The organism is Halorhabdus sp. CUG00001 (assembly GCF_009797925.1).
Lineage (GTDB): Archaea > Halobacteriota > Halobacteria > Halobacteriales > Haloarculaceae > Halorhabdus.
Genome location: NZ_VOLB01000001.1, coordinates 965,595 through 988,407, shown reverse-complemented (window position 1 = coordinate 988,407; position 22,813 = coordinate 965,595). Strand labels below are relative to the sequence as shown.

The window sequence follows — 22,813 nt, the reverse complement described above, 5'->3', positions numbered from 1 at the left end:
GAATCCTGCAATGGGATGGCATACACCAAAGTCAACTACGAAGACGTCGACCCGGTCGCCGGATCGATGCACTTCCTGCGCGATCCATTGGACTGTGAAACCGTCGGCGTGACCGTACTGGACTGTGAGCCAGGCTGGTCGGGGAAGGCCCACGACCACACAGACCAAGACCACGAAGAAGTGTACCTGCTTGTCGAGGGTGAGGCCACAGTAACTGTCGACGGCGAGGACGTTTCGATGGAAGCGGGCGACGCGGTGCGGATCGCCCCCGACGCGACCCGGGAGATTCAGAACGGCGAGATCGAGAGTACGTTCGTGCTCGTCGGCGCGCCCTAGCGGGTCCCGTCGAGACGGACGACGTTACTCCTCTTGGGCCTGCAACTTCTTCATGTACTCCTCGAAGGCCGCCCAGTAGGGGTCCTTGCCGGGGTGGTCGATGTTCTCCCCGTCGACAGTCAGGCCTGCCCCCTCGACGACGCGCCCAGCATCGGCGGCAGGAATCCCCTCTGATTCCAGCGCCGAGAGAACGTCGTCGACGCCGTCGGGATCGACCGTCGCCAGGAGCGTCCCCTCGCTGATCGAGATCCAGGGATCGATGTCGAAAAAGTCACAGGCTGCTTCGACGCCGGGCTGGATCGGGATGGGGTCTGTCTCGATCTCGAAGCCGACGCCCGCCGAACGGGCCATCTCGAAGAGGCCGCCGTAGACGCCGCCCTCCGTGGCGTCGTGCATCGCCGTGACCGGTCCAGCCGAGGAGGCGATCATCGCCTCCTCGATCGGACTCATGTCGTAGAAGCGGTCCGTGGCGGCCTGGATCTCCTCGGCCGGAACGTCGCCTTCCATCAGCGAGTCGAAGTGGACCGAAAGCAGGCCCGTCGCCTCGATGGCTGGCCCTTTCGTGACGATCACGCGATCGCCGGGGCGCGCACCATCAGGTGTCACCAGATCCTCGAAGTCGCCAGTGGCAAGCGACGTGCCGCCCCCAACCATGGGGTAGTTGACGCCGGCATAGCGACCTGTATGGCCCGTGACGATCGAGACGCCCAGTTCCTCGGCCTCTTGGTCGAAGGTCTCCCAGACGGTCTCGAACTGTTCGTCGGTGATCTCCGGCGGGAGATTGAAGTCCACGCTGAGGTAGGCGGGGTCGAGTCCCGAGACTGCTACATCCGAGATGAGGACGTGGAAGGCAAACCACGCCGCGCGTTCGAAGCCTGCCGCGGGCACGATAAAGACGGGATCGGTCGCCATCGCCAGTGCTTGCCCACCGACGTCGGCGACACCGAAGTCGACGCCGTGCTGGGGCTTGAGGCGGACATCGTCCCGGTCGGCCCCGAGACGGGGGTAGATGTACTCGTCGAAGAACTCGCGATCGGCCTTGCCCAGTTCGGGTTCGCTCATACACAGGGTGGTACTCGTCGGTGGTATTTAGCTTGCGCGTCACAGGACGACCGATCGGGCCACCGGAGCAGGCTTTTGGGCGTCTGGGTCCAAGATCACGTATGTCCACGTTCGACGGCGAGGCGGGCGTCCCCGCTGATCTGGTCGTCGAAACCGACGACGGGTTACAGTGTACTGCCTGTGCCCACCGATGTACACTCTCGCCCGGTCAGGCTGGGATCTGTGACGTCCGGCGGAACGTCGACGGCGAGTTGCGCCTGCTGACTTACGGGCAGGTCTTCGACCGGCCGACCGGCCCGCCGGGCACCGCCGACCCGATCGAGAAGAAACCGCTCTACCATTTCCACCCGACGACGCGCGTCCTGAGTTTCGGTGGCGTCTCCTGTAACTTCGCCTGTGAATTCTGCCAGAACAACCACATCGCCTTCGCTGGCCCCGCGGACGTCGAACTGCGAGACGTCTCGCCCGACGACGCCATCGAGAGTGCGGCCACACAGGACTGTGCCGGCGTCGCCTGGACGTACAACGAGCCGACGATTTATGCCGAATACGTCCGGGATGGGGCACGTCTGGCCAAGGAAGCGGGACGCTACACGGCGATCGTCACGAACGGCTACTTCACTGAGGAATTCCTCACGGAAGTCGGTCCGTATCTCGATGCGGCGAACGTCGACGTCAAGGGGTTCCGGGATCGCTCGCACGTCGAGCACATGGGGGCGCAACTCCAGCCGACGCTCGATGGGGCACGACTGGCCCACCAGGCGGGCATTCACGTCGAACTCACCTACCTGACGATCCCTGATCTCAACGACGACGCCGCGGAAATCCGGGCATTCGCCGAGTGGGCCCGAGACGAACTCGATCCGTCGGTGCCGGTCCACTTCACTCGGTTCCATCCGGACCACGAGATGCGTGACCGGCCGGCGACGCCCGTCGAAACGCTCGAACGGGCGGCGTCGATTGCCCGCGACATCGGTTTGGAATTCGTCTACGTCGGCAACGTCCCCGGCCACGAGGACAACGCGACCCGGTGTCCGGACTGTGGGGCAGTCTGGATCCGGCGACATGGTTTCCGGACGAGTCTCGAAGTCGATCTCGACGGGGCGTGTGCGTGTGGGCGACCGATCGATGTCGTTGTCTGAGATGCCGGGACTTGAACGAACGGTCGCCGTCTGACGATACTGGGCCGATCGCGCTGCCTTGGACTCTCGCCAAGCGGTCCTCGCACCCAGGTTTTTACAGGGCGGCGTTTCCTCATATCACCTGATGGGAGTCCGTCCACCTGCCGACGACGACCTATCGGAACCGGACGTCATCGAGTTCGGGATTCCGGCACTCGATGCGCGCCTCGAAGATGTCTCGTTTCCGGCCACCAGTCACGAACTTCGAAACACGTACGGCGACCTGCAAGTCCCGTACAACGCCTCCGGGAGCACCGTGACTCTGACGGAGGTGTTAGAGGAACTCGACCGCGAGGAATTCGAGACCGAACGAGAGTTGCTGGACGCGGCACACCCTGTCTTCGAACGCCACCGAGAACGCGATCCTAGTGGAGTCTTGGGTAGTCTCCGATCGCTATTGCCGTTTTGACCCACCGAACGCGTTGGTTACGTGTCGGTTTCGTTTTGGGTGTCCAGTGAATCCTCCGCGGCCGTCGAGTCAGCGGTCTCCGTCTGCGTGGTCGTCCCCTGGGTCTGCTGTGTGTGGGTCTGACTTCTTCGCGCACTGGCTGGCCTCTCGTGGCCTGCTCCGGATCGTTTACCTTCTTCTGGGAGCGCCCGATCCAGTCGCTGCATCTGCTCGCGATGGAGTTTGACGATCATATCCGAGAGCGTCCCGAACATCAACAGCTGGACGCCAAAGATGAGCGCGATCCCGCTCAAGAAGGCCATCACTTCGTGGGATACCCCCTGCGTGAACCACTCGATAGCGACGTAGCCACCGAGTGCCAGGCCGGCCAGCAGACTGGTGATGCCGACACTGCCGAAGTAAAACAGCGGGTTGTTCGTCTTGGCCATCCGGTAAAGGGTCAGGAAGATGGTTGCGCCGTCCCGAACGGGCCGTAGATTCGTCTCCGCCCCGCCAGGGCGAGACCGGTAGACGATCGGGACGACTTCGGTCTGGACGTTGTGTTTGACACACTCGACAGCCAATTCCGTCTCGATGCCAAAACCCTCCTCTGTGAGGGTGACGCGTTCGATTGCCTCTCGCGTTAGTGCTCGATACCCGCTGAGAATATCGGCGTAATCACGCCCGTGAATGTGGCGAAACGCTGTATTGATTATCCGGTTCCCGATTTTGTTGAGTCGAGACATGGCCCCGGATTCCATGTCGGCGAATCGATTTCCGATGACGTGGTCTGCCCGCCCCTCGAAGATGGGCTCGAGCATCGCGTCAGCGTCTTCGGCCCGGTAGGTCCAGTCGCCGTCGAGGAGCAAGACGATCGGGGCGTCAGTCATGTTGAGGCCCTCTCTAACGGCCTGACCCTTCATGTTCCCCGCTCCCCGACCGGACTGCTGGACGACGCGAGCACCCTCGCGCTTTGCGATGTCCTGGGTTTCGTCGGTCGATCCTCCGTCAATCACCAGAATATTGTCGAACCCCTCCGCACGAAACGATGAGACTACCTTTCCGATTGCGCCCGCCTCGTTGTAGGTCGGGATGAGAACGCAGACGTCGTCGTAGTCGGCCATTGGCTGTGTGTGTGCAGGCAGGGTGGAAAAGTGTGCGGGAATTTAGACGGACATGCGCGCTTTTCTTCGTCGTGCATCGATGCACAGCAGGGGGTGGGTCTGAATGATTTCATTCGGGGGGAAGGAATACCCCGACTATTAGAGAGGAATTGCGATGGCTAAATTACCCTCGATATTCCATAGTGGGATATGGATAATATCGCGCTCGTCACTGTCGACTCGCTCCGTGCGGACCACGTCGGGACGTACGGATACGATCGGGAGACAACGCCGGAACTCGACGCGCTGGCCGACGACGCGCTCGTCTTCGAGAACGCGATCGCACACGCCTGTGCGACACGACCATCGTTTCCGTCGATTCTCACTTCCACCCATGGACTCTTGTACGGTGGCTTTGACCACCTCTCCGACGAGCAGGTTCCGCTGTCGGTCCCGCTCTCGGAGGCGGGCTACGCGACCGCGGGGTTTCACTCGAACCCGTATCTATCGGCGGAGTTTAGCTACGACCGAGGGTTCGACACGTTCAACGACTCGGAGACGGACCCGTCGCTGGCCGCCTCGCTACGCCGGTGGGTCGTCGACAACGTCGACGGGCGACTGTACGATTTCCTCTCGTGGCTCCACACGAAAACGGAAGTCCACGCTGGGGTCGACGTGGGCTCGTACTACGAGGACGCGACGAGTCTCACCGACCGCGCGATCGCGTGGGTCGAGCAGGCCGAGGAGCCATGGTTTCTGTGGATCCACTACATGGACCCACACCACCCCTACGTGCCGCCCGACGAGTACCAAGTGTTCGGCGACACGCTCTCCCAGCAACGTGGCGTGAAACTCAGACAGCGCGTCCTCGACGATCCCGACGCGCTTTCGGAGGACGAATGGGACGACCTGATCGATCTGTACGACGCCGAAGTCCGATACACGGATAGCGAAGTCGGCCGCCTGCTCGACGCCATCGGCGACGCTGTCTGGGCGGTGACGGCCGATCACGGGGAGGAGTTCTACGAACACGGCAACTTCGGGCACAAGAACCGGTTTTACGACGAACACGTCCACGTCCCGCTCGTCCTCGGGGGGATCGATCGGTCGGGCCGCTCGGAGGCCCTCGTGGGACTCAACGACGTCCCGCCGACGCTGCTCGAGGCCGTCGGCGTCGACGCGCCGGACGGCTATCGCGGGACGAACGCACTCGACGGCAAGCGCGACCGCGTCGTTGGGGGGTGGGCCCCCGACGTTGGCCGCGATCTCGATTCGGTCCGCCTGATGAGTCGGACGATAGACGAGAAGTACATCTACGACGCCGGTGCCGAATCACACGAACTGTACGATCTGGCAGCGGATCCCGAGGAAGCGGTCAACCTGGGCGGCGAGGGAGCCACCGAGCATCGGGCGGCGACTGACTCGTTTTTGGAAGACGTCCGAGAGACGTCGACCGATTCCGACAGCGTCGATATCGATGACAATCTCGAAGAGCAACTGCAGAACCTTGGGTACAAAACCTGACTTGCGCACGGTCCGGCGGCAGTCTCGCGTCATTGGGGACGACATCGATGCGATGATCGATGGGGGAAATTGTCGGGGGACCGAAAGTGACGAAATCAGTGCCGTGGCTGTGGGCCATGATCCCGGCATCCGCGTTCGATTGGGTGTCCGGTCCGGCCGAACACCAACACTAAGCAGGGTCCGCTGTATCGGGAACTGATGGACGATCTGGCGTTCGTGTTTGCAGCAGGTGACGGTCCGTTCGACGAGCAAGAGCTGTATCTCGCCCGTTCGAGCAGTTGACGCGGCCTCATCAGTACAACGGCGTTAACTACTGAACTGGCCCGCCGTCCCGTGTTGGAGTTCTGGCCATATGGAGCGGTGTGGATGTCAAAAACCGGTCCGGACACCCACAAACTCGAGGCCCTCTCGTACTGAATTAGGGCGGTGTCGCCACACGACAAGAGACATGTTCACGCCGAGGACGACCACGGCCACTCTCGGGAGATTCCCGCCAGGGACTATGATAGACACCGATGCGACGAGAAAATCGCCGAGCCAGAGTCCAGGGAAGCTACAGACGAGCAACCAGAACGCAGAGGCGCGAAACGATCTTCGTAGAGATCGTTTCACATCCCATGTAGGGGCCACCAATATCGCCGACACAACCGGTCTGCATGGATCTTCGCCCACAGAGCTTATTAACTCACGTATAACTAACTACTACACGATGAACGGCGATACTGAGTTTTACGACTCCATAAGGGATATCTTTGAGAAGAACTTTGAAAGCTTCTTCAAATTTTGTATTGTCGGAGGAGCCTCTACGATCCTGAATTACTCGGTGTTCTTCGTTTTGTTCAAATACATTGGAGTTTTTTACTTGCTATCGTCTGCTATCGGATATATTAGTGGAGTGATATTTGGTTTTTATTTTAATAAAATCTACACTTTCGAGGCGGGATCTGATCAGTACATTAGCCAAGGCGGGCAATACATCACGGTATATACGATTTCATTGGTTGCGGGTCTGGCTCTCCTTAGGGGCCTTGTTTACCTCGGTGTCCCGGTCCTCACAGCGAACGTGGTCGTCATCGGTTTCACAACAGTGATGAATTACTCGGGAAGCAAGTACATCGTCTTTTCATCAGTTGACGTTCGTCAAAAGGTGGACTACTACTTGTATAGATTTAGATACCTGCTCAAATATATTCTGATTGGGATCGGTTCGCTGTTCCTCGAGATCGCAACTATCTGGGCCTCTAGCTTCGTCTCGCCGTTCCAATGGGCCAACGTCGTATTCGGATTCGGCGTCGGAATGATCTTCAGCTACGTACTGAACGCACGGTTTAATTTCAAGGTTCCCGAGAGTAGAAACACACGAACGTTTCAAAAGTTCATCCGCATGGTCACCCGCGAAATGTGGAAGGCACTCTTAGTTCGGCGGTCAATTCCAGCAAATCATCCACCTGACCGATTCGAACGGTAATCACCGACCGAGACAGGTCTTCACGCAGTGGCAACGCCGTCGTCGCCAGCCCTTCGCCGCCGACTCCGACAGCTTCGTGGCATCGCTGGCTAAGAGTGAGCGTCATCTTGTGCCCCAGCTGTGGTCTCGGGAGTGAACTCACTTGTCAGAAACAGTTCGCCGAAGACGCTTTGTGAGGTGCTGATATGATGCAACGGAACTGAGGACCATGTATTGGGGCCAACTCATTACGAACCGGTGTCACATACGAATGTCATTGCCGGAACGACAGTTCATGGATATAGTCGGGGAGAGAGCGATTCTGTTCCCCGATGTGGGAAAATGAGCTCTCGAAATTGCTCACGCATATCCTCTCCTGAGTGTGGTTTCGAGGAATAGAAGCAGCGGGGACGGGAAGATCGATGTGTGGAATACACGATAGCTTACTGCTCAAATTGCAGATGCAGCCCCCCGCCCCCCCATCACTGGCGTGAGTGGGAAATGCGATTTATCGGATCACCAGATGCTGTAGCAGTATTGTCGAGGCCGGGACTGGGAGTGGTCAGACACTATGACTAAGGGCCCGTGTGATATAGAACGAGGTAATGGACGACTTAGCGTTTGTATTTGCAGCCGGAGAAGGAAAATTCGACGAGCAAGGGCGCTATCTCGCTCGTTCGATCACGCGAACGAATCCTGATGCACAGATATACGCCTATATCCCAGACGGGGAATACCCAACACACAAATCCGAACTGTCGGAACTGGCGACGATCGTTCGAAGTGAACCCCGGATCCCCTCGTACGGTATCTCCCGAAAGATCGACGCGCTAATCGCCGCCGAAGCGGTCGCTGACGAACCGTATCTCCTCTTGCTCGACACGGATACGCTCGTCCTCGATGAGATCAGCGTGCACCGCTCCGGCAGCGATCTTTACCTCAAACCAGTCGACGTCGGCCTCCAGTACTGGGGACGGGCTTCACAGTCGAGTGAGACCTGGCATGATATTGCTACCGATGCCGATCTCCCCGTCCCCGAGTGGATATACACGAGTACGTTCGATAAAAACAGAATCCCGCCGTACTGGAATGCTGGCTTCGTGCTGTCGGGCATCGAGAGCTTCGGCAGTCGCTGGATGGATCTCGTCGAGGAACTCTACCCCGACATTCCGTACGAGTGGCACGCCGATCAAGTCGCACTCGGCCTGCTCTCTCAGGCCTACGACGTCGAGGTGTTGGACAACCGATTTAACTACCCGCTTCACCTCCGGCTTCAGTGTCGCAATGACGCGGTGGTCATCCACTACCACAACTTCCAGAATCTGAACAAACCCGGCTGTCCGACTGATTTCATGGCGTCGATCGGCATGCAGAAGGTTGTTTCGGACGCTAACTACTCCCGGACTGGTAGCGTTGCACGCTATATCAAACGGAAGGTACTCCCACTGAACGAGGAACACTTCCTCGAGCGAGCATACAATGCCCTGTTTGGCTGATCGATCATCCTCGCCAGTACGCCTTCAGGCTAACACCATTCTCACCGTGTGCTGGCGGTCGAACGGAGGACGAACCGATCGCCCATGATGCAACTCCCTTTCGGCTTCGGAACGGCGCACTTTCAGTCCCGAGCGGTAGCGGTTGAGTCGGTCAAACGAGCACTCGGGGTCGGGTATCGACACCTCGACACCGCTGATCACTACCAGTATACGGACGCAGTTGGGGCTGCCATCGCTGAGCAGTCTGTCCCGCGAGAGAATTTGTTCGTCGCCACGAAACTACACTCCGCCGATCTCGATCCCGACTCCATCGTAGACCGGGTAGATGCACTGTCACAGGCCCTCAACGTCGAGGTTATTGATCTGGTTTCGGTCCATTGGCCGACCGACGCGTATGATCCTGAACGAACCTTCGAGACGCTGGGTAGGTTGCAGGAGGCGGGTGACATCCGACATGTCGGCGTCTGTAACTTCACACCGAATTTGCTTCGGGAGGCTGTAGATTGTTCGCCAGTGCCGATCGTCGCCCACCAGTTCGAGATTCACCCCTTTCTCCCTCAGAACGAACTGATCGAGGCGTCTCGCGAGGTGGGGTCTCATGTCGTTGCCCACTCACCGCTGGCCGGCGGGCGCGTCTTCGAGTCCGAGACGCTGCAGGCCCTCGCCGATGACCAGGGCGTGAGCGTCGCACAGGTTGTGCTAGCGTGGCTACTCGATCGAAAGAAAGTCTGTCCAATTCCGAAAGCCACGGGCGAGCACATCGAGGAAAACTTCGCCGCGACGGCACTGTCGATAGATGCGAAAGCGTTTGACCGCATCGACAACATCAACACCCGATATCGGATCGTCGACTACGAGTTCGCCCCTTGGGACGAGTGAGGCCGGCATGAAGGACGGAGACATCCTGGATTTAACGGTCGCTTGGCTCCAGCAAGTTGTCCCGTCCGATCTCTCAGCCGAAGCGTTCATCACTCGGTGACGAAACGGGTTAGATATGAAAGGCGTAGTGCTCGCCGGCGGCAAAGGAACTCGACTGCGACCGATGACGAAAGTGATGAACAAGCACGTTCTCCCGGTGTACGACGAGCCGATGATCTTCTACCCGGTTCGCACACTCATCGAGAACGGCATTTCCGAGATTCTCGTCATCAGTACTCCCGAGCATATCGGTGGATACATTCAACTCCTTGAAGACGAGTTTGACGCCGATTTCAGCTACAAAGTCCAAGAGTCCCCCGAGGGTATCGCTCACGCCGTCCATCTTGCTGAGGACTTCGTCGACGACCGCTTCGCGGTGGTGCTCGGAGATAACATCGTCATCGACGATCTGAGCGATAGTATTGAGCGGTTCGAAGCGGGCGATAGCGACTGTATGATATTTCTCAAAGAGGTGTCGGATCCATCGCGCTACGGCGTCGCCGAAATCGATGGCGATGTGGTCGTCGACATCAAGGAGAAGCCCTCGGAACCAGAGACCAACGACGCCGTCATCGGGCTGTACCTGTATACCGACGAGGTGTTTGATCGCATCCCCGATCTCACCAAATCCGACCGAGGTGAACTTGAGATCACGGACCTCAACAAGAGCTATCTCGACGACGGCCGGCTGACGTACAGTAAACTCGATGGCGAGTGGTTCGATGTCGGGACCCACGACGGCCTCCTGAAGGCCAGCCGCTTCGTCGCAGATGACACCTGAGACATAGCGGTGGATCGCGGCCACGCTGGCGGTCTGTGGCTGTTCGATGCGGTAAACACAAAAGGAGCCTCTGCGAAGACGTCGTATGCAGTATCTCGTGACTGGCGCGGCGGGATTCATCGGCTCGAACTACGTCCGATACCTCCTCAACGCCCGAGAGGACGTGTCCATTGTCTCGCTGGACGCGCTGACCTACGCCGGATCGAAAGCGAACCTCGCTGGCGTACTCGACGATCCTCGTCACGAGTTCGTCGAAGGCGACATCCGTGACGACGAACTGATGGCATCGCTGCTAACCGACGCCGACTACGTTCTCAACTTCGCCGCCGAGTCGCACGTCGATCGATCGATCGAAGGGGCAGAACCGTTCGTCTCGACGAACGTCGAAGGGACGCGGACACTCCTTGACGCGGCCCTCGGTGCTGGCCTGGAGGGTTTTCTCCAAGTTTCGACCGACGAGGTGTACGGCCAGATTCTCGACGGCGCGTTCACGGAGACGGATCCACTAACGCCGCGAAACCCGTACGCCGCGAGCAAAGCGGGGGCTGACCTCCTCGCAATGAGCTACTGGCACACCCACGAGCTGCCGGTCGTCGTCACGCGGACGTGCAACAACTTCGGCCCGCGACAGCACGACGAAAAGCTGATTCCGAAGTTCGTCCAGCGGGCTGCTGAGGGGGCTGAACTGCCACTGTACGGCGACGGCTCGAATGTCCGGGAGTGGATCTACGTCGCGGACAATTGTCGGGCGATCGATCAGGTCCTCCGGGAGGGGTCGCCCGGCGAGATCTACAACATCGGGACCGGTATCGAGCGGACGAACCTCGAGGTCGCGGAGGCGATCATCGACGCCGTCGGCGGGTCGGACGACCAGATCACGTTCGTCGAGGACCGGCCCGGTCACGATCAGCGATACGCTTTGGAGACAGCCAAACTCGAACGGCTCGGTTGGGGGCCTGAATGGTCGTTTGAGGAGGGGCTGGAGCGCACGGTCGGATACTACTTAGAGTAAGGCATACTGTTCGACGTGAGAGCGTGCGACCTGCTCCCAGGTCATCGTCCCTGAGAGTTCGTACGCCGCTCGCTTTTTCTCCTGGAGCCGCTCGGGATCGCTGATCGTCGCCTCGAAGACGCTCGCCATCTCGGCTCCGTCCGCGACGACGTCGACGCCGTCACACGACTGTACCTCGGACAGCGTCGCGAACCCACAGGTGTCGGTGATGATCACGTGACAGCCTGCCCCCGCGGTCTCGATCGCAGTTGTTGGGTGGTTATCGTGTTCCGACGGGATCAACACGATGTCGGCGGCTTCGTAGTACTCCTCGATGTCGTGGACGTACCCGTGCATCCGGTGGTCCCACTCCGAGAGCCTAGCCGCGTAGGCCTCGTCCGTGACTGGCCCGACAATGTCGACGACGTACCGATCGTCGTTGGGATCAAGGTGCTGGAGGACCCGGTGCTGGCCTTTGATCGGGCCGATCAATGCCGGAATCAGCACACGAACGGGGTCCGACACCGAACCGGGTGGCGTCCGATCCGCCTCGCTGACGCCCAGCGGGATGACGGCATCGGCCGAACACCGCGCGTAGGTCCGCAGCTGATCGGCGACCATCGGGCTCGCGGCGACGATTCTGTCCGTCCGGTGGTAGCCGATCGCCTTGAGCACCGAGTAGACGTTCGCCCCGAAGAACTCGCGGGGGTTGAGGATCTGTGGGGCCCAGAGCAGCATCTGAATGTCGCCGGCAAACCCCAGACAGGTCTGGATGTCGGCGCCGTCAATGAGGCCGGGAATCGAGTGAAAGATCGCGTGATCGTTCGCCCTCACCCTGCGGGCGACGCGCCGCTTCGTTCTGATGAAGTTTGGGACGGAATCGACCGACCCCTCGACGTGGACCGTCTCGACGCTCTCGTGGGTGTCGTCACCTGTGGTGTACAGTGTCACACCACACCCGATGTCGTCGAGCGCGCGAACGAGCTTGCGGGTCACCGCCGAGGGTCCCAGTTCCTCGCGATTCAGCGGTCCGTAGACGGCGATATCGTCGGGTGTATTCATTTGTATCCGAGGGCTTCGAGCTGGTCGTCGACGGCGACTTGCCCGGTGTCACTGGTTACGGTTATATGCTCGCCGCTGTCAGTCGCCGATGTGACGACCCATGGGACGTGTTTTAGGGATCGAATTGGAACGTACTGAGGGTGGGCATAGAGCCCCCACTCGCCCAGTAAGTTCCCGTGATCGGCAGTGATCACGACCCGCTCGGCGTCCACGTTTTCCAGCAGCGTTTCGACGTGGTCGAGGACGTACCGGAGGTTGTCAGTGTACCCATCCCAGACCTTGTCACGGTCGACCTCACCGTGCTTAAGCGCGTCCCAGATGGTGTCCCAGGGCGTATGATCGTACCCCAGCGCCATTCCGTCGCCTACGTTGATCGCCGAGTCCGGGACAAACGGGTAGTGTGGCTGCATAAAGTGTGCGACAAGGCGGTCGGGGTTCACCTCTCGATGGGCTTCGATCGTGTGATCGACCACGCGGTCTGCGGGTATAGTGCCCAACTCCTCGTCGAATTCTGTCTGCCAGACCTCGTCGAGTAACTGGAAATCGCTTTCGTCGACGTGCATGTCGGTGTACGGGTTCGCCGAGACGAGCCCTGTTCGGGCCATCTTGTCAGCATACGCGTCGGTGAAGTTCTTGCGGTGCCACTCACCGGAACTGCTGGCCGAGGAATAGGCCGCTTGGTCAGTAAGGAAGTCGTACTCCTCAACGACTTCCGCCATGAGGTCCGCCCGACAGGCGTCGAGGACGATCAGCAGGTCCCAGTCGTACTCGTAGATGTACCTCCCGTAGTTCCACCGGCGGCCGACCTGGCGAAAGAGTCCTTGGTAGAACTCCGTGGCACTCTGTTTGCCACCGTCGATGAGCCCGCGCTCACGAACGGCCGCGACCGAGTCACTTGCCCAATCGAAGAGTGTCATCCACTGGTACTAATATCGGTAGATTCTGATAAATACCTTGTCCATTGGTCAAGAACATGATACCGGGGGGACTGGACTGGGACTCGAACAACCGCTGACTCGCTCCAACCGGTTACTCCGAAAGACGGAAGTGGCTCATTTGCAAACCACTTTGATAGATGGCCCGTCCGAACGTCCTCCTGATCGTACTCGACTCCGTCCGGGCACGCAACGTTTCACTCTATGGGCACGAGAACAACACGACGCCGTTTCTCGATACATTCGCCGAAGATGCGACGGTCTATCGGCAGGCCCGCGCCCCTGGTCGATGGAGTCTTCCCAGTCATGCGAGCCTCTTCACGGGCCTTCACGTCGCAGAACACCAGCTGTTCGACGAGGGGCGACGACTAACACCCGGTCACACGATCTTCGAGGAACTTGCAGAGGATGGCTACGACACTGGGGTCTTCTCTTACAATGGGTACATTAACGGGGCGACCAACTCAGGACTCGATCGCTTTCAGACCGTCGAAGGGTACCGTGATCCCCCGTTCCCGAACGCCGCGGATCCACAGGGTATCCGTGGCCAGCACCGGGAGTACCTGAAACGCTCGGTGCGTCACGATCAACCGATCCGATCGCTGTTAAATGGAGCCCTGATGAAACTCGGGTGGGACTATCCGGATCTGGTTCCGGATCGCATTCTCCGAAATACCTCAGCCGGGAAGACGCCAGACGACGTTTACGTCGATGCGTTCCTCGACTGGCAGTCCGACCGAAACGCACCCTGGGCGGCCTGTCTCAACTTTATGTGTACGCACAACGCGTACGATCCGGCACCTGAACACGACAAGTGGAGTGATCCAGCGGCGCGGCGGATCCAAGACAATCTCGAATTCGGTAACTGGGAGTTCCTGGGCGGCCACGAGCCGATCGAAAAGTTGGCGAAGTTGGAAGGGCTCTACGACGGGACGATTCGGCAGGCCGACAGCTACCTCAAACAGATCATTGCGACGCTTCGCGAGCGAGGGGCACTCGATGACACCCTCGTCGTGATCACGGGCGATCACGGCGAAGGATTCGGCGAGCCCGACGAGATCAGACCGAACCTCCCGACCGTCCAGCACGTCGTCGGCTCAAATGAAAGTCTGCTCCACGTCCCGCTGGTCGTGAAATTCCCCGGTCAGACTGACAACCGTGATGTCACTGAAGTGGCTTCGCTCACAGCATTCCCCCGGGTCGTCCGTGCTGTGGTCGACGGCGACTGGGACGCGGCGGCGTTCGCACCGGATGACGGGCGCGTGTTCGCCTCGACACACGGCCTCAACGGGGTGAACTACGAGCGCATGCAGGAATTCTGCGATGGGGACACCGACCGGTTCCTCGGCCGGACGGCCGTTCTCTACGAGGATCAGGGCGATGGAACGGTCCGGAAGATGGTCAACTGGGAAGATCGACACGTCACCCTCGAAATCGAGGACGCCCAGACGGTCCGCGAGACGGATGCGGACAATCGCGAACGTGTGAACGAGGCGTTCGGCGAACTCATTGACGCCGGCGTCATCGCTGACGCGGACGCCGTCGACGAAGCGACCGAACAGCGCCTTGAGGCGCTTGGCTACAGATAGCGAACTCGGCGGATCGACACACTCAACTGTCCTTTTGTATATTCCCTACGTAGGAATGGAGTTACTCGTCATCGGGCTGGACGGCCTGTCCTACAATATGCTCGATCGATTCGGCATCGAGCCGGAATTCATCGATCGAGTGACTGATGACGGCGTTTCCGGCGACCTCATGAGCGTCGACACCCCGACGACACTCCCAGCCTGGACGTCGTTCCAGACCGGCAAAGACCCCGGTTCGCACGGACTGACGAACATGATTACACAGGCGCCCGACTACGAAACGGGCCCCTTCGAGACCAACACGACGGACGCGGCGCTGTACGATTTCGTCGACGACGCCGTGGTGATCAACTTGCCCGCGTCGGTCGGCCGGCGACCCGCCGCCGAGAACACCCACCTCGTCAGCGCGATGCTCGCGAAAGATAAAGCCGACGCGACGCCCGACCATCTACAGGATCTTGCCAGCTACGAGGCGTACATCCTCGACCACGACAAGAGCAAGAAGAAACGCCCGAGCGTCTACTTCAATCACGTCTGTGAGATCACCGAGCGCCGACGCGATTTCGCCCGCGAGGCGTTCGAGACCTACGACCCTCGGTTCGGGTTTGTCCTCTTTTCGACGCCCGACTGGGCGGGCCATCTGCTCTCGAATTTCTCCGATGACGAGGAGCGGGCGGGCTACTACGAGCAGCTCATTTCCGTCGTCGATTCGTGTGCAGCCGACCTCGCGGAGTTGGCGGACAACGTCGTCCTGATGAGCGATCACGGCTTCGAAAAGAAAACCCACAACGTGCATCTCAACGACTGGCTCGCCGACGCGGGCTATCTCGAGGTCGAAAGCGAGGCCGTCCGGCCACAGCACGTCGCCGTCGCGGCGGCGAAAGCCGTCGGGAAGCGCTCGGACTGGATCTACGAGCAGATCCGGCGCGTCTACAACTACATCATCGGAACGGACGTCGGCCAGAGTCTGCAGGCCGCCGCCGAATCGGAGGTAGACTATCCCGCGTCGCAGGCGTGGGAACTGCGCTACGGCTGTGTGTTCATCAACGACGAGCGCTTCGATCACCCGTCGGTCGAGGACCCCGCCGCGCTTCGCGCGGAGCTCAAAACGGCGATCGCCTCGATCACCGATTCCGAGGGCAATCCCGCCTTCCGGGACGTCTTGCTCGCCGAGGAAGCCTACAAAGACCCCGGCGAGTGGGCCCCCGACCTCATCGCTCGCCCTGCGCCTGGGCGGTATCCGACGATGCTGGACTCGCCGACCGGCGAGCCAGTGAGCCCAACCAACAACTACAATCACCGGTATCGCGGCCTGATCGCCGCAGAGGGCCCCGCCTTCGAGGACAACGAGACCGTCGAGGGCATGTCGATCGTCGACGTACTCCCGACCGTGTTGCACGTTCTAGGGCAGTCCCAGTCGCCCGAGTTCGACGGACGGGTCCGTGAGGATTTGCTGACGATCGACCGCGAGGTGACGACGCTCAACCACGACGCCGTGCCCCGTCCGCGGGTACGGTCGGACGACACCGATCAGGACGACCGCGACGACGTGGTCGAATCACGACTGGAAGACCTGGGCTACATCGAATGACACTCACAATGGCCCAAGCTGACCGCGCCACATCTCCATAGTATGGATAAAAATACTGCCGAACTCGACTTGGGTCGGGAGACGCTGATCGCTGTCGCCGCCAAGTTGGTACTCGCCGTTACGGGATTCGCCGGCGTGATTATCTTCACGCGGGTACTGGGGCTCGGTGGCGTCGGGAAGTATTACGCGATTCTTGCCGCCGCGAACCTCCTCAATCAGGTACTGAGCGGCTTCAACGGAGCGATCAAGAAGCGGGTCAGCGAGGTTGACACGCCGACCGGGGAATATTTCGGGTTGGGTGTGGCGTTCAACGTCGCGTTCGTCGCGGTCCTGACAATCGTAGCGACCCTAATCTATCCTTTCATCAAATCCATTATCGGGCCGTTCGTGTTCCTCGTCGCGTTCGTCGCGGTCGTCGCGAGCCTGGGAGCGTTCTCGTTGATCAATCGACTGTACAGCGGGATCGGCAATCCGGGAGCATCGTTTTGGACTGACACAATGCGAAGTCTCCTCACACTCGGTGCGCAAGTCGCGTTGCTCTGGCAAGGCTGGAACGTTCTCGGTCTCTTGATTGGCTTCGTCTTCGGAACGGCGAGCACCACGCTGATCGTCTACCTGATTGTCCGGGTCAAGCCCCTGTTTCCGTCCAGAACGACACTTGTTCGGACCTACGAGTTCGCCCGCTGGAGTGTGTTGAATGGCCTACTCGAAAACATGTATTCACGAGTCGACGTATTGTTGCTTGCCGCGATAGTTGGCAACGAGGCGGTTGGGCTCTACGAACCTGCACTTCGCTTGACGGTACCAGCGACATTTGTTTCAGCAAGTATCGGAGATTCGTTGAACGTCAAGTCAAGCGGGCTCGATTCTATAGATAAGTCGGTTCTTTCGGACCTTCGAAATGCGATCTCGTATACTAGTTTAATTGCGATTCCGATCTTCTTCGGGGCCGCCATAATGCCGGAGGAGCTGATGACGATTGCCTTTGGTCCAGAGTTCGGTGCGGGCGCGACGGCGCTCGTCCTGCTGGCACTGTTCCAATTGTTCAACACCTACAAACAGCCGTTCGGGATGGTCCTCCTCGGGATCGACCGGCCGGAAATCAACTTTCGTGTGAAGTTCTTGGTCCTCGTGATCCACTTACCCCTCGCTGTTTTGCTCGGCCTCGAATTCGGACTCATTGGTGTCATCGCCGCCACAATCGTGTCCGAAGCTTTCAGAGTGGCTCTCTATCTCGTCATCGCCTACTGGTTGTTCGACGAGGTACTCGTCACGCGGCCCCTAGGTGAACAGCTGTTGAGTGGCGGAATTATGTTCGGCGTCGTTTATTGGCTCTCCACGCAGGTCGACATCGTCGGTTGGCCATCCCTGCTCGTGGTCGTTGGTTCAGGTGCTGTCGTATATTTCGGGATGCTATTTATCGTCAGCCCCCACTTCAGAGGGACCGCAGATAACGTGCTTTCCGGCGTAATCCCGGCCGACCGCCAGTACTGGAAATCTAGATGGTAAGTGGTCGGTATCCGATAGCTCGACGTACAGGGGAACAACTTATCGGGGGGAGAGGACGGCAGGACACGATACTCGTCATTTATACCCGAGCGCCTCAAGTTGATGGTCCCGGTCGATTCGTTCGTCTTCACGAGTCGAGTGATCGACTGGCTCGTAGTCGCCGCGGTCCTCGGCCCGCGTCGTGATCCAGGGCACCCGTTTCAGCGATCGCAGCGGCACCCAGTCGGGGTGGGCGTACATCCCCCACTCGCCGAGGACGTTGCCGTGGTCGGACGTGATGAGTACGTCGGCGTCGGCGTTGTGCAATAGCGTTTCGACGTGATTGAGCACGTACTCGAGGTTGGCGACGTAGCCGTCCCAGACCTCGTCGCGCTCCACCTCGCCTTTCCGGAGTTTGTGCCAGACGTTGTCCCAGGGCTGGCTGTCGAACTCCTGGCGGGGTAGTCCCTGGTCCATCGGGTTCGGGACGAAGGGGTGGTGCGGTTGCATGTAATGGACGACCATCCGGTCGGGGTCGTCCGCCCAGGCGGTGAGGGCCTGATCGGTGACGACGTCGGCCGGAATCGTGCGGAGATCCCGATCGAACCCATACTCCCAAACCTCGTCGAGCAGGGCGAACGAGGAGGCATCGAGGAGATTCTTCGAGTAAGGATTGGCGGTGACGTAGGCGACATCGGAGGTGTCGCGCCCGTCGAACGTCTTGGGAATCCACTCGCCGGAACTGCTCGCGACCGAGTACTTCCAGTCATTGGTGAGATACGGCCGGTCGACCTCGGGGATGAGGTCCCACCGGCAGGCGTCGAGGACGAGACAGATGTCCCACTCTTCGTCCCAGATCGGCGTCCCGTAGTTGATGCGCTTGCCGACGTTGCGCCAGAGCCCGACGTAGAACTCGTAAGCAGACTCTTTGACGCCACGCCAGCCGTCTTCGCGGACTCGCTCGTTCGTCTCGGTCGCCCAGTCTCTGAACGTCATATGTATCCCAAATCCTCGAGCTGGTCGGTCGGCACGTCGACATGATCGTCGGCCACGGCTACGTCCTCGGTGACGCGGTCGATCCAGTCTCTGGCGTCTCGAACGTCGTCGAACAGCGGCTCCTCGAGTGTCGTCGCGGCCATCGCGCGATCGGCGTGACGACCCGGTTCGGTATCGCTCGAGTCCCAGGCGGTGTGGATGCCGTGATCGCTCAGCAACAGCAGGTCGTCGTCCTCGCTGAGGCGATCCCAGAGTTCGCCGACCCACTCGTTGACGCGTTCGTAGGTCCGGCGATACCGTTGCTCGTCGTAGCGATAGATGTGCCCGCACATGTCGAGGGTGTGGACGTGGACGCCCGCCAGTGCGAGGTCATGGTTGAGCATCTCTCTGGCCCAGCCGAACTGCTCGGCGGCGATACCGTAGATCTCGCGTTCGAAGCCCTGAATCGTCTGCTCGCCCTCGTCCGGGTTCGCGGTGTCCCAGACGCGCATCAGTTCCGCGGAGTTTGCGACGCCCGGCCAGTTGTGGACGACCCGTCCCTCGCCCTCGAAGACGTGGTCGGCGTCCGTTTCTGGAATACTGTACTCGGCCCCGGTGACGCGCTCGGCGAGGTTGCCCAGCCGGTCGCGGGTGTTCCCGCCGAGTTTAGCCGTGAACCGCGAGAGGAAATCGATGGCGGGATTGGACCACTCGCTGGTTCCGCCGCCGGTCAGCCCGTGCTCGGCGGGCCCGAGCCCGGTCGCGACGGTCGGCCAGACCTCCAGGGTGTAGGGCTGATCTTTCATGTACGAGAACGTCTCGATCGGCCGGTGGCGAGTCAATTCGAGTGAAGGCACATCGAAGTGTTCAACGTGCTCGTGATCGAGAGCGTCGAGGGCTACGACGAGCAGCATCAGTGCCTTGGAATGAGATGCGCGATCCTTAAGCACTTCCGGAAAGTGCCGGCCCGATCATACCCCGGAACAAGCGCCAGGCGTAGCGGGGATGTTTTGAAGCGAGATAGAGCCCTCGCCAGGCGTGGTCCCAGGCGTTCGTCCGTTCGAGCGCGCCGGGTTCGCCCTCGTGGTAGATCTCCGACTGGGGGATGCGATCGATCGTGAACCCGCGTTTGTCACAGGCGATCGCGAAGTCCGTGTCACCCATGTGCGAGCGGAGACGTTCATCGAACCCACCGACGGCTACCCACGTTCCAGTAGTGAACCCCATCAGACGACCGGCAACGAGGTCGTAATTCCAGTCTTTCATTCCGACAAGCTTCTGCGGCTCGATACGGTCGATGACGTCCCAAAAAAACGATTCTGAGAATCGGACATCATCGTCAAGTAATAGGATCTTCTCAGTCTCCGCGGCTTTTACGCCGATATTTCTGGCCTCATTCAGGGTTCCTTCACGCACGATGATAACTTCGACCTCATCTGGGATCGAGTCCTTTGTGAGGACGGTCTCGCTTATCGTCGGAATGATGACAGTAACGTCGTCCATATATCAGTTATCCGTCGTTCAGTACGGACATACAAATAACCTCGGAGGCCACTGTCATTGATTCGAGTCATGAGCATTCTCGAACTTTCGGCGGCTTTTGTGTTGTGAATTCTTCATCTCGCATAAATATTAATCAGATTTTCCACTGTTTGTGACCACGTCGGTGGTTGCTTCAGGACGCTTTGTTCGTGAGCTTGACGGACTGATTCGACTATCACTTCGGACTTTAGATCGGTAATTCCGACGACACCTTGCGTAACAGTCCACTCCTCAAGAGCGGTATTCGCATTTACGACACATGGAGTCCCTGTCGCCAACGCTTCCGCGACGGTCATCCCGTATGCCTCGAATTCAGAGAGTGTGATGTACACGTCGGCCCCGGCATACAACCTAGAAAGTCGTTCGTCGTCCACGAAGTCCAAAAACTCGACACGATCAGCTACCCTTTCCGTGCGAGCCATCTGTACCAACACTTCCCGATAGGGACCGGTGCCGGCAACGACCAGCTCATATTGGGGTAACTCCGGCAATGCGCGAATCACATGTTGAATTCCTTTGTATTCTTCAAGGCGACCGACACACAGCAGATAGGGTCGTTCTCGCTCTTCGGGTTCCGCGTTGACAAATCGATCGACGTTCAACCCATTCGGTATCACTGTCGCCTCAACGCCGAAATCCTTGCGTAGCTGTTCCCGCTCCCATTCACTCACAGCAATCACATCGTCTGCCTGCTTGACTGCCCATCTCCCGATCGGACGATACAATGACAGCAATCGATCGCGAATCGGACTCGCACTGCCACCGTGATAGTGCGTCGTCACGACGAACCGTTCGTCGCTGACACCTAGTGCGGCGAACAGAACTGGAACCGCATGATAGTTGTGCGCGTGTACGATATCGGCCTCAGCCTGTCGAATGGCACGCACTAATTGTGGTGCAATGTAGAATGCATCCCCAGGACTGCAAGAGCGGAACCGTCGAATGCGAACACCATCGTCGCACTCGCTTGACGAAACATCTGAGCCGGCGTCCGCACTGAAGACGGACACTTCGTGACCTTGATTCACGAGCCGCGTAGCGATTTCTCTAACGTGTGTTTCCACCCCGCCAGTCCGGGGCGGATATCGATGTGTGACAAATATGATCTTCACTCGAAGGCCTCCCGTAATTCCGCGTCCACTTCCCACGTCCCATCACCTTTGCCACGTAGTAATTCCACACTCGCCCGGAACAGCGACACCTGCGTATCAAAGATCGAGTAAAACGCCTGAAATGGCCCCAAACAGTCGTTCTGCCCGAGATACGCGAATGCCCCAACGAGAGTTGGGAACGCTACTCCACCGACACCGAATAATGACACTGCAGCTCCGGTAGTGATAATCAGTGACACAGCTACTAGCCAGGGTGAGACAATCATAAACCACCAGTTGAACGGTAAAACAATTTTTCCGTACTTGCCGTATTTCCCCAAGGCATCCCGATGCTGTACTAATAACCTGATCAATCCCATTCCCCTGCGATCCTTCTGCTTGCGCCGCTTCCGAAAGGCTGAGTGAGAGGCTTCCATATAGTGGACTGCTGGATCGAAGATGACGCGTTTTCCATTTCGCCGAATCTTCAACGCCAATTCAGTATCGTCAGCCAACGAATTCGGATCGATTGGGATAATCGCATCGTTCTCGAACGCGGAAAACGGCCCGTGGAAGATAAGTGTCGAATCGAGATGTGACTCTAGTTGCTGAATGTGCGATTGGACACTCCTATATCCTGATTCGACTTCACTTCCACCTAAGACCTCTACGTTTTGGCCCGTCACGGCCGCAACGTCGTCGTCAGCGAGATTCGCAACGGCTTCACGCAGGGCATCAGGAGACAGTTTCGAGTCGCAGTCAGTCTTGACAACAACATCATTCGACGCTGCTTTGTAGGCGTCGTTTAGCGCGGGCGCGAGGCCTCGGCGTTCATCTTCTTCCAGCAGCACCAGTTCAGGTACGTCGAGTCCCTCGAAACACTCTCGAATCCTCTTCAGGGTATCGTCAGTTGAAGAATCAACAACTACCAGTTCGATTTTTTCTTTTGGGTAATCTACCGCCAACAAATCATCCAACTTCGTCTCGACGATGTCTGCTTCGTTGTACGTCGGAAGAACGATACTGACGGTCGGCTCCCAGCTCCGTTTATCAACGGGCGACCCTGTCGGACGGAGCCAAGCATATAGCGCGAGAAAACAAAGATACGGGACTGCTGTGACCCCGACGAGTACAAGTGCAACGACGGCGAGCAGATCCATAACCCCAGTTTACACACATCGTAATAAAATACCTCCGCCAGAGAGTACGGGGACAACTATTACCATCTCGCTCGAGCGTGAGTCGTTCGATAAATCCAGTTGAACGACGGATAGCCTGATTCAAAGAATAAGGTTTATGCGCGCGTTGGCAGT

Annotated in this window: 21 protein-coding genes; 12 read left to right on the top strand and 9 right to left on the bottom strand. The window is 59.0% G+C overall.

Going from position 1 to position 22,813, the window contains the following annotated elements; all coding sequences use genetic code 11:
• Positions 1-15: 15 nt before the first annotated feature.
• A complete protein-coding gene (locus tag FR699_RS04890; RefSeq protein ID WP_158854477.1) occupies positions 16-336 on the top strand; it encodes a cupin domain-containing protein in 321 nt (106 codons plus the stop codon).
• 24 nt (positions 337-360) lie between these two features.
• Here the strand turns inward: FR699_RS04890 and FR699_RS04885 are convergent, their stop codons facing one another.
• Positions 361-1,398: an AIR synthase family protein gene (locus FR699_RS04885; protein ID WP_158854475.1), complete on the bottom strand. Its 1,038-nt coding sequence runs from the start codon at positions 1,396-1,398 to the stop codon at positions 361-363.
• A 101-nt stretch (positions 1,399-1,499) separates the two neighbouring features.
• Between FR699_RS04885 and amrS the strand changes: the two genes are divergently transcribed.
• Both amrS and FR699_RS04875 read left to right on the top strand, forming a co-directional pair.
• On the top strand, positions 1,500-2,540 hold the full coding sequence (amrS, locus tag FR699_RS04880; protein WP_154551506.1) for an AmmeMemoRadiSam system radical SAM enzyme: 1,041 nt from the start codon (positions 1,500-1,502) through the stop codon (positions 2,538-2,540).
• Between the two features lie 124 nt (positions 2,541-2,664).
• Positions 2,665-2,988, top strand: coding sequence for a hypothetical protein (locus FR699_RS04875; RefSeq protein WP_154551507.1), 324 nt, complete (start codon positions 2,665-2,667; stop codon positions 2,986-2,988).
• A gap of 17 nt (positions 2,989-3,005) precedes the next feature.
• On the opposite strand, the gene aglJ is transcribed toward FR699_RS04875, so the two are convergent.
• Positions 3,006-4,091, bottom strand: a complete 1,086-nt coding sequence (aglJ, locus tag FR699_RS04870) for an S-layer glycoprotein N-glycosyltransferase AglJ (protein ID WP_158854472.1) — start codon at positions 4,089-4,091, stop codon at positions 3,006-3,008.
• A 189-nt stretch (positions 4,092-4,280) separates the two neighbouring features.
• On the opposite strand from aglJ, the gene FR699_RS04865 reads away from it, so the two are divergent.
• The 6 genes from FR699_RS04865 to rfbB all read left to right on the top strand — a co-directional run bounded on the left by FR699_RS04865 (position 4,281) and on the right by rfbB (position 11,248).
• Entirely contained in the window at positions 4,281-5,594 is a 1,314-nt protein-coding gene (locus FR699_RS04865; protein ID WP_158854470.1) for a sulfatase, read from the top strand.
• Positions 5,595-6,096: 502 nt separating this feature from the next.
• Positions 6,097-7,062: a GtrA family protein gene (locus FR699_RS13305; protein WP_158854468.1), complete on the top strand. Its 966-nt coding sequence runs from the start codon at positions 6,097-6,099 to the stop codon at positions 7,060-7,062.
• A gap of 584 nt (positions 7,063-7,646) precedes the next feature.
• Positions 7,647-8,537, top strand: coding sequence for a hypothetical protein (locus FR699_RS04855; protein ID WP_158854466.1), 891 nt, complete (start codon positions 7,647-7,649; stop codon positions 8,535-8,537).
• Positions 8,538-8,621: 84 nt separating this feature from the next.
• Positions 8,622-9,416 (top strand): aldo/keto reductase, encoded by a 795-nt coding sequence (locus FR699_RS04850; protein WP_158854464.1) that lies wholly within the window; start codon positions 8,622-8,624, stop codon positions 9,414-9,416.
• A 115-nt stretch (positions 9,417-9,531) separates the two neighbouring features.
• Positions 9,532-10,236, top strand: coding sequence for a sugar nucleotidyltransferase (locus FR699_RS04845; RefSeq protein ID WP_158854462.1), 705 nt, complete (start codon positions 9,532-9,534; stop codon positions 10,234-10,236).
• A gap of 85 nt (positions 10,237-10,321) precedes the next feature.
• Positions 10,322-11,248 carry a dTDP-glucose 4,6-dehydratase gene (gene rfbB / locus FR699_RS04840; RefSeq protein ID WP_158854460.1) on the top strand — a complete coding sequence of 309 codons (927 nt, stop codon included), beginning with the start codon at positions 10,322-10,324 and terminating at the stop codon, positions 11,246-11,248.
• Here the strand turns inward: rfbB and FR699_RS04835 are convergent.
• Complete coding sequence (locus FR699_RS04835; protein WP_158854458.1) at positions 11,240-12,289, bottom strand: glycosyltransferase family 4 protein; 1,050 nt, start codon at positions 12,287-12,289, stop codon at positions 11,240-11,242. The two genes, rfbB and FR699_RS04835, sit on opposite strands and share 9 nt — an antisense overlap.
• Complete coding sequence (locus tag FR699_RS04830) at positions 12,286-13,206, bottom strand: hypothetical protein (protein ID WP_158854456.1); 921 nt, start codon at positions 13,204-13,206, stop codon at positions 12,286-12,288. Before FR699_RS04830 ends, FR699_RS04835 begins: the two co-directional genes overlap by 4 nt.
• Before the next feature lie 158 nt (positions 13,207-13,364).
• On the opposite strand from FR699_RS04830, the gene FR699_RS04825 reads away from it, so the two are divergent.
• The 3 genes from FR699_RS04825 to FR699_RS04815 are packed head-to-tail and all read left to right on the top strand — an operon-like array spanning position 13,365 to position 17,913.
• Positions 13,365-14,813, top strand: a complete 1,449-nt coding sequence (locus FR699_RS04825; RefSeq protein WP_158854454.1) for a sulfatase-like hydrolase/transferase — start codon at positions 13,365-13,367, stop codon at positions 14,811-14,813.
• Between the two features lie 55 nt (positions 14,814-14,868).
• On the top strand, positions 14,869-16,404 hold the full coding sequence (locus FR699_RS04820) for an alkaline phosphatase family protein (RefSeq protein ID WP_158854452.1): 1,536 nt from the start codon (positions 14,869-14,871) through the stop codon (positions 16,402-16,404).
• A gap of 42 nt (positions 16,405-16,446) precedes the next feature.
• Positions 16,447-17,913, top strand: a complete 1,467-nt coding sequence (locus FR699_RS04815) for an oligosaccharide flippase family protein (RefSeq protein WP_158854450.1) — start codon at positions 16,447-16,449, stop codon at positions 17,911-17,913.
• 75 nt (positions 17,914-17,988) lie between these two features.
• Here FR699_RS04815 and FR699_RS04810 read toward each other — a convergent pair whose 3' ends face one another.
• The 5 genes from FR699_RS04810 to FR699_RS04790 form a co-directional block, all read right to left on the bottom strand.
• Complete coding sequence (locus FR699_RS04810) at positions 17,989-18,888, bottom strand: hypothetical protein (protein WP_158854448.1); 900 nt, start codon at positions 18,886-18,888, stop codon at positions 17,989-17,991.
• Positions 18,885-19,781, bottom strand: coding sequence for an alkaline phosphatase family protein (locus FR699_RS04805; RefSeq protein WP_233263372.1), 897 nt, complete (start codon positions 19,779-19,781; stop codon positions 18,885-18,887). The genes FR699_RS04810 and FR699_RS04805 overlap by 4 nt, the downstream gene beginning before the upstream one ends.
• Positions 19,782-19,809: 28 nt before the next feature.
• The gene (locus FR699_RS04800) at positions 19,810-20,370 is read right to left on the bottom strand and encodes a glycosyltransferase family 2 protein (protein WP_158854446.1); all 561 of its coding nucleotides are present in this window, start codon (positions 20,368-20,370) and stop codon (positions 19,810-19,812) included.
• 113 nt (positions 20,371-20,483) lie between these two features.
• Positions 20,484-21,473, bottom strand: coding sequence for a glycosyltransferase family 4 protein (locus tag FR699_RS04795; protein ID WP_233263371.1), 990 nt, complete (start codon positions 21,471-21,473; stop codon positions 20,484-20,486).
• A gap of 44 nt (positions 21,474-21,517) precedes the next feature.
• Entirely contained in the window at positions 21,518-22,660 is a 1,143-nt protein-coding gene (locus FR699_RS04790; RefSeq protein WP_158854442.1) for a glycosyltransferase, read from the bottom strand.
• Positions 22,661-22,813 lie beyond the last annotated feature (153 nt).

What these genes read in the sequence shown, in the direction of transcription:
- FR699_RS04890 (WP_158854477.1), top strand. Translation starts at nt 16, where the DNA reads ATGGCATACACCAAAGTCAACTACGAAGACGTCGACCCGGTCGCCGGA.
- FR699_RS04885 (WP_158854475.1), bottom strand. Translation starts at nt 1,398, where the DNA reads ATGAGCGAACCCGAACTGGGCAAGGCCGATCGCGAGTTCTTCGACGAG.
- amrS (WP_154551506.1), top strand. Translation starts at nt 1,500, where the DNA reads ATGTCCACGTTCGACGGCGAGGCGGGCGTCCCCGCTGATCTGGTCGTC.
- FR699_RS04875 (WP_154551507.1), top strand. Translation starts at nt 2,665, where the DNA reads ATGGGAGTCCGTCCACCTGCCGACGACGACCTATCGGAACCGGACGTC.
- aglJ (WP_158854472.1), bottom strand. Translation starts at nt 4,091, where the DNA reads ATGGCCGACTACGACGACGTCTGCGTTCTCATCCCGACCTACAACGAG.
- FR699_RS04865 (WP_158854470.1), top strand. Translation starts at nt 4,281, where the DNA reads ATGGATAATATCGCGCTCGTCACTGTCGACTCGCTCCGTGCGGACCAC.
- FR699_RS13305 (WP_158854468.1), top strand. Translation starts at nt 6,097, where the DNA reads ATGATAGACACCGATGCGACGAGAAAATCGCCGAGCCAGAGTCCAGGG.
- FR699_RS04855 (WP_158854466.1), top strand. Translation starts at nt 7,647, where the DNA reads ATGGACGACTTAGCGTTTGTATTTGCAGCCGGAGAAGGAAAATTCGAC.
- FR699_RS04850 (WP_158854464.1), top strand. Translation starts at nt 8,622, where the DNA reads ATGATGCAACTCCCTTTCGGCTTCGGAACGGCGCACTTTCAGTCCCGA.
- FR699_RS04845 (WP_158854462.1), top strand. Translation starts at nt 9,532, where the DNA reads ATGAAAGGCGTAGTGCTCGCCGGCGGCAAAGGAACTCGACTGCGACCG.
- rfbB (WP_158854460.1), top strand. Translation starts at nt 10,322, where the DNA reads ATGCAGTATCTCGTGACTGGCGCGGCGGGATTCATCGGCTCGAACTAC.
- FR699_RS04835 (WP_158854458.1), bottom strand. Translation starts at nt 12,289, where the DNA reads ATGAATACACCCGACGATATCGCCGTCTACGGACCGCTGAATCGCGAG.
- FR699_RS04830 (WP_158854456.1), bottom strand. Translation starts at nt 13,206, where the DNA reads ATGACACTCTTCGATTGGGCAAGTGACTCGGTCGCGGCCGTTCGTGAG.
- FR699_RS04825 (WP_158854454.1), top strand. Translation starts at nt 13,365, where the DNA reads ATGGCCCGTCCGAACGTCCTCCTGATCGTACTCGACTCCGTCCGGGCA.
- FR699_RS04820 (WP_158854452.1), top strand. Translation starts at nt 14,869, where the DNA reads ATGGAGTTACTCGTCATCGGGCTGGACGGCCTGTCCTACAATATGCTC.
- FR699_RS04815 (WP_158854450.1), top strand. Translation starts at nt 16,447, where the DNA reads ATGGATAAAAATACTGCCGAACTCGACTTGGGTCGGGAGACGCTGATC.
- FR699_RS04810 (WP_158854448.1), bottom strand. Translation starts at nt 18,888, where the DNA reads ATGACGTTCAGAGACTGGGCGACCGAGACGAACGAGCGAGTCCGCGAA.
- FR699_RS04805 (WP_233263372.1), bottom strand. Translation starts at nt 19,781, where the DNA reads ATGCTGCTCGTCGTAGCCCTCGACGCTCTCGATCACGAGCACGTTGAA.
- FR699_RS04800 (WP_158854446.1), bottom strand. Translation starts at nt 20,370, where the DNA reads ATGGACGACGTTACTGTCATCATTCCGACGATAAGCGAGACCGTCCTC.
- FR699_RS04790 (WP_158854442.1), bottom strand. Translation starts at nt 22,660, where the DNA reads ATGGATCTGCTCGCCGTCGTTGCACTTGTACTCGTCGGGGTCACAGCA.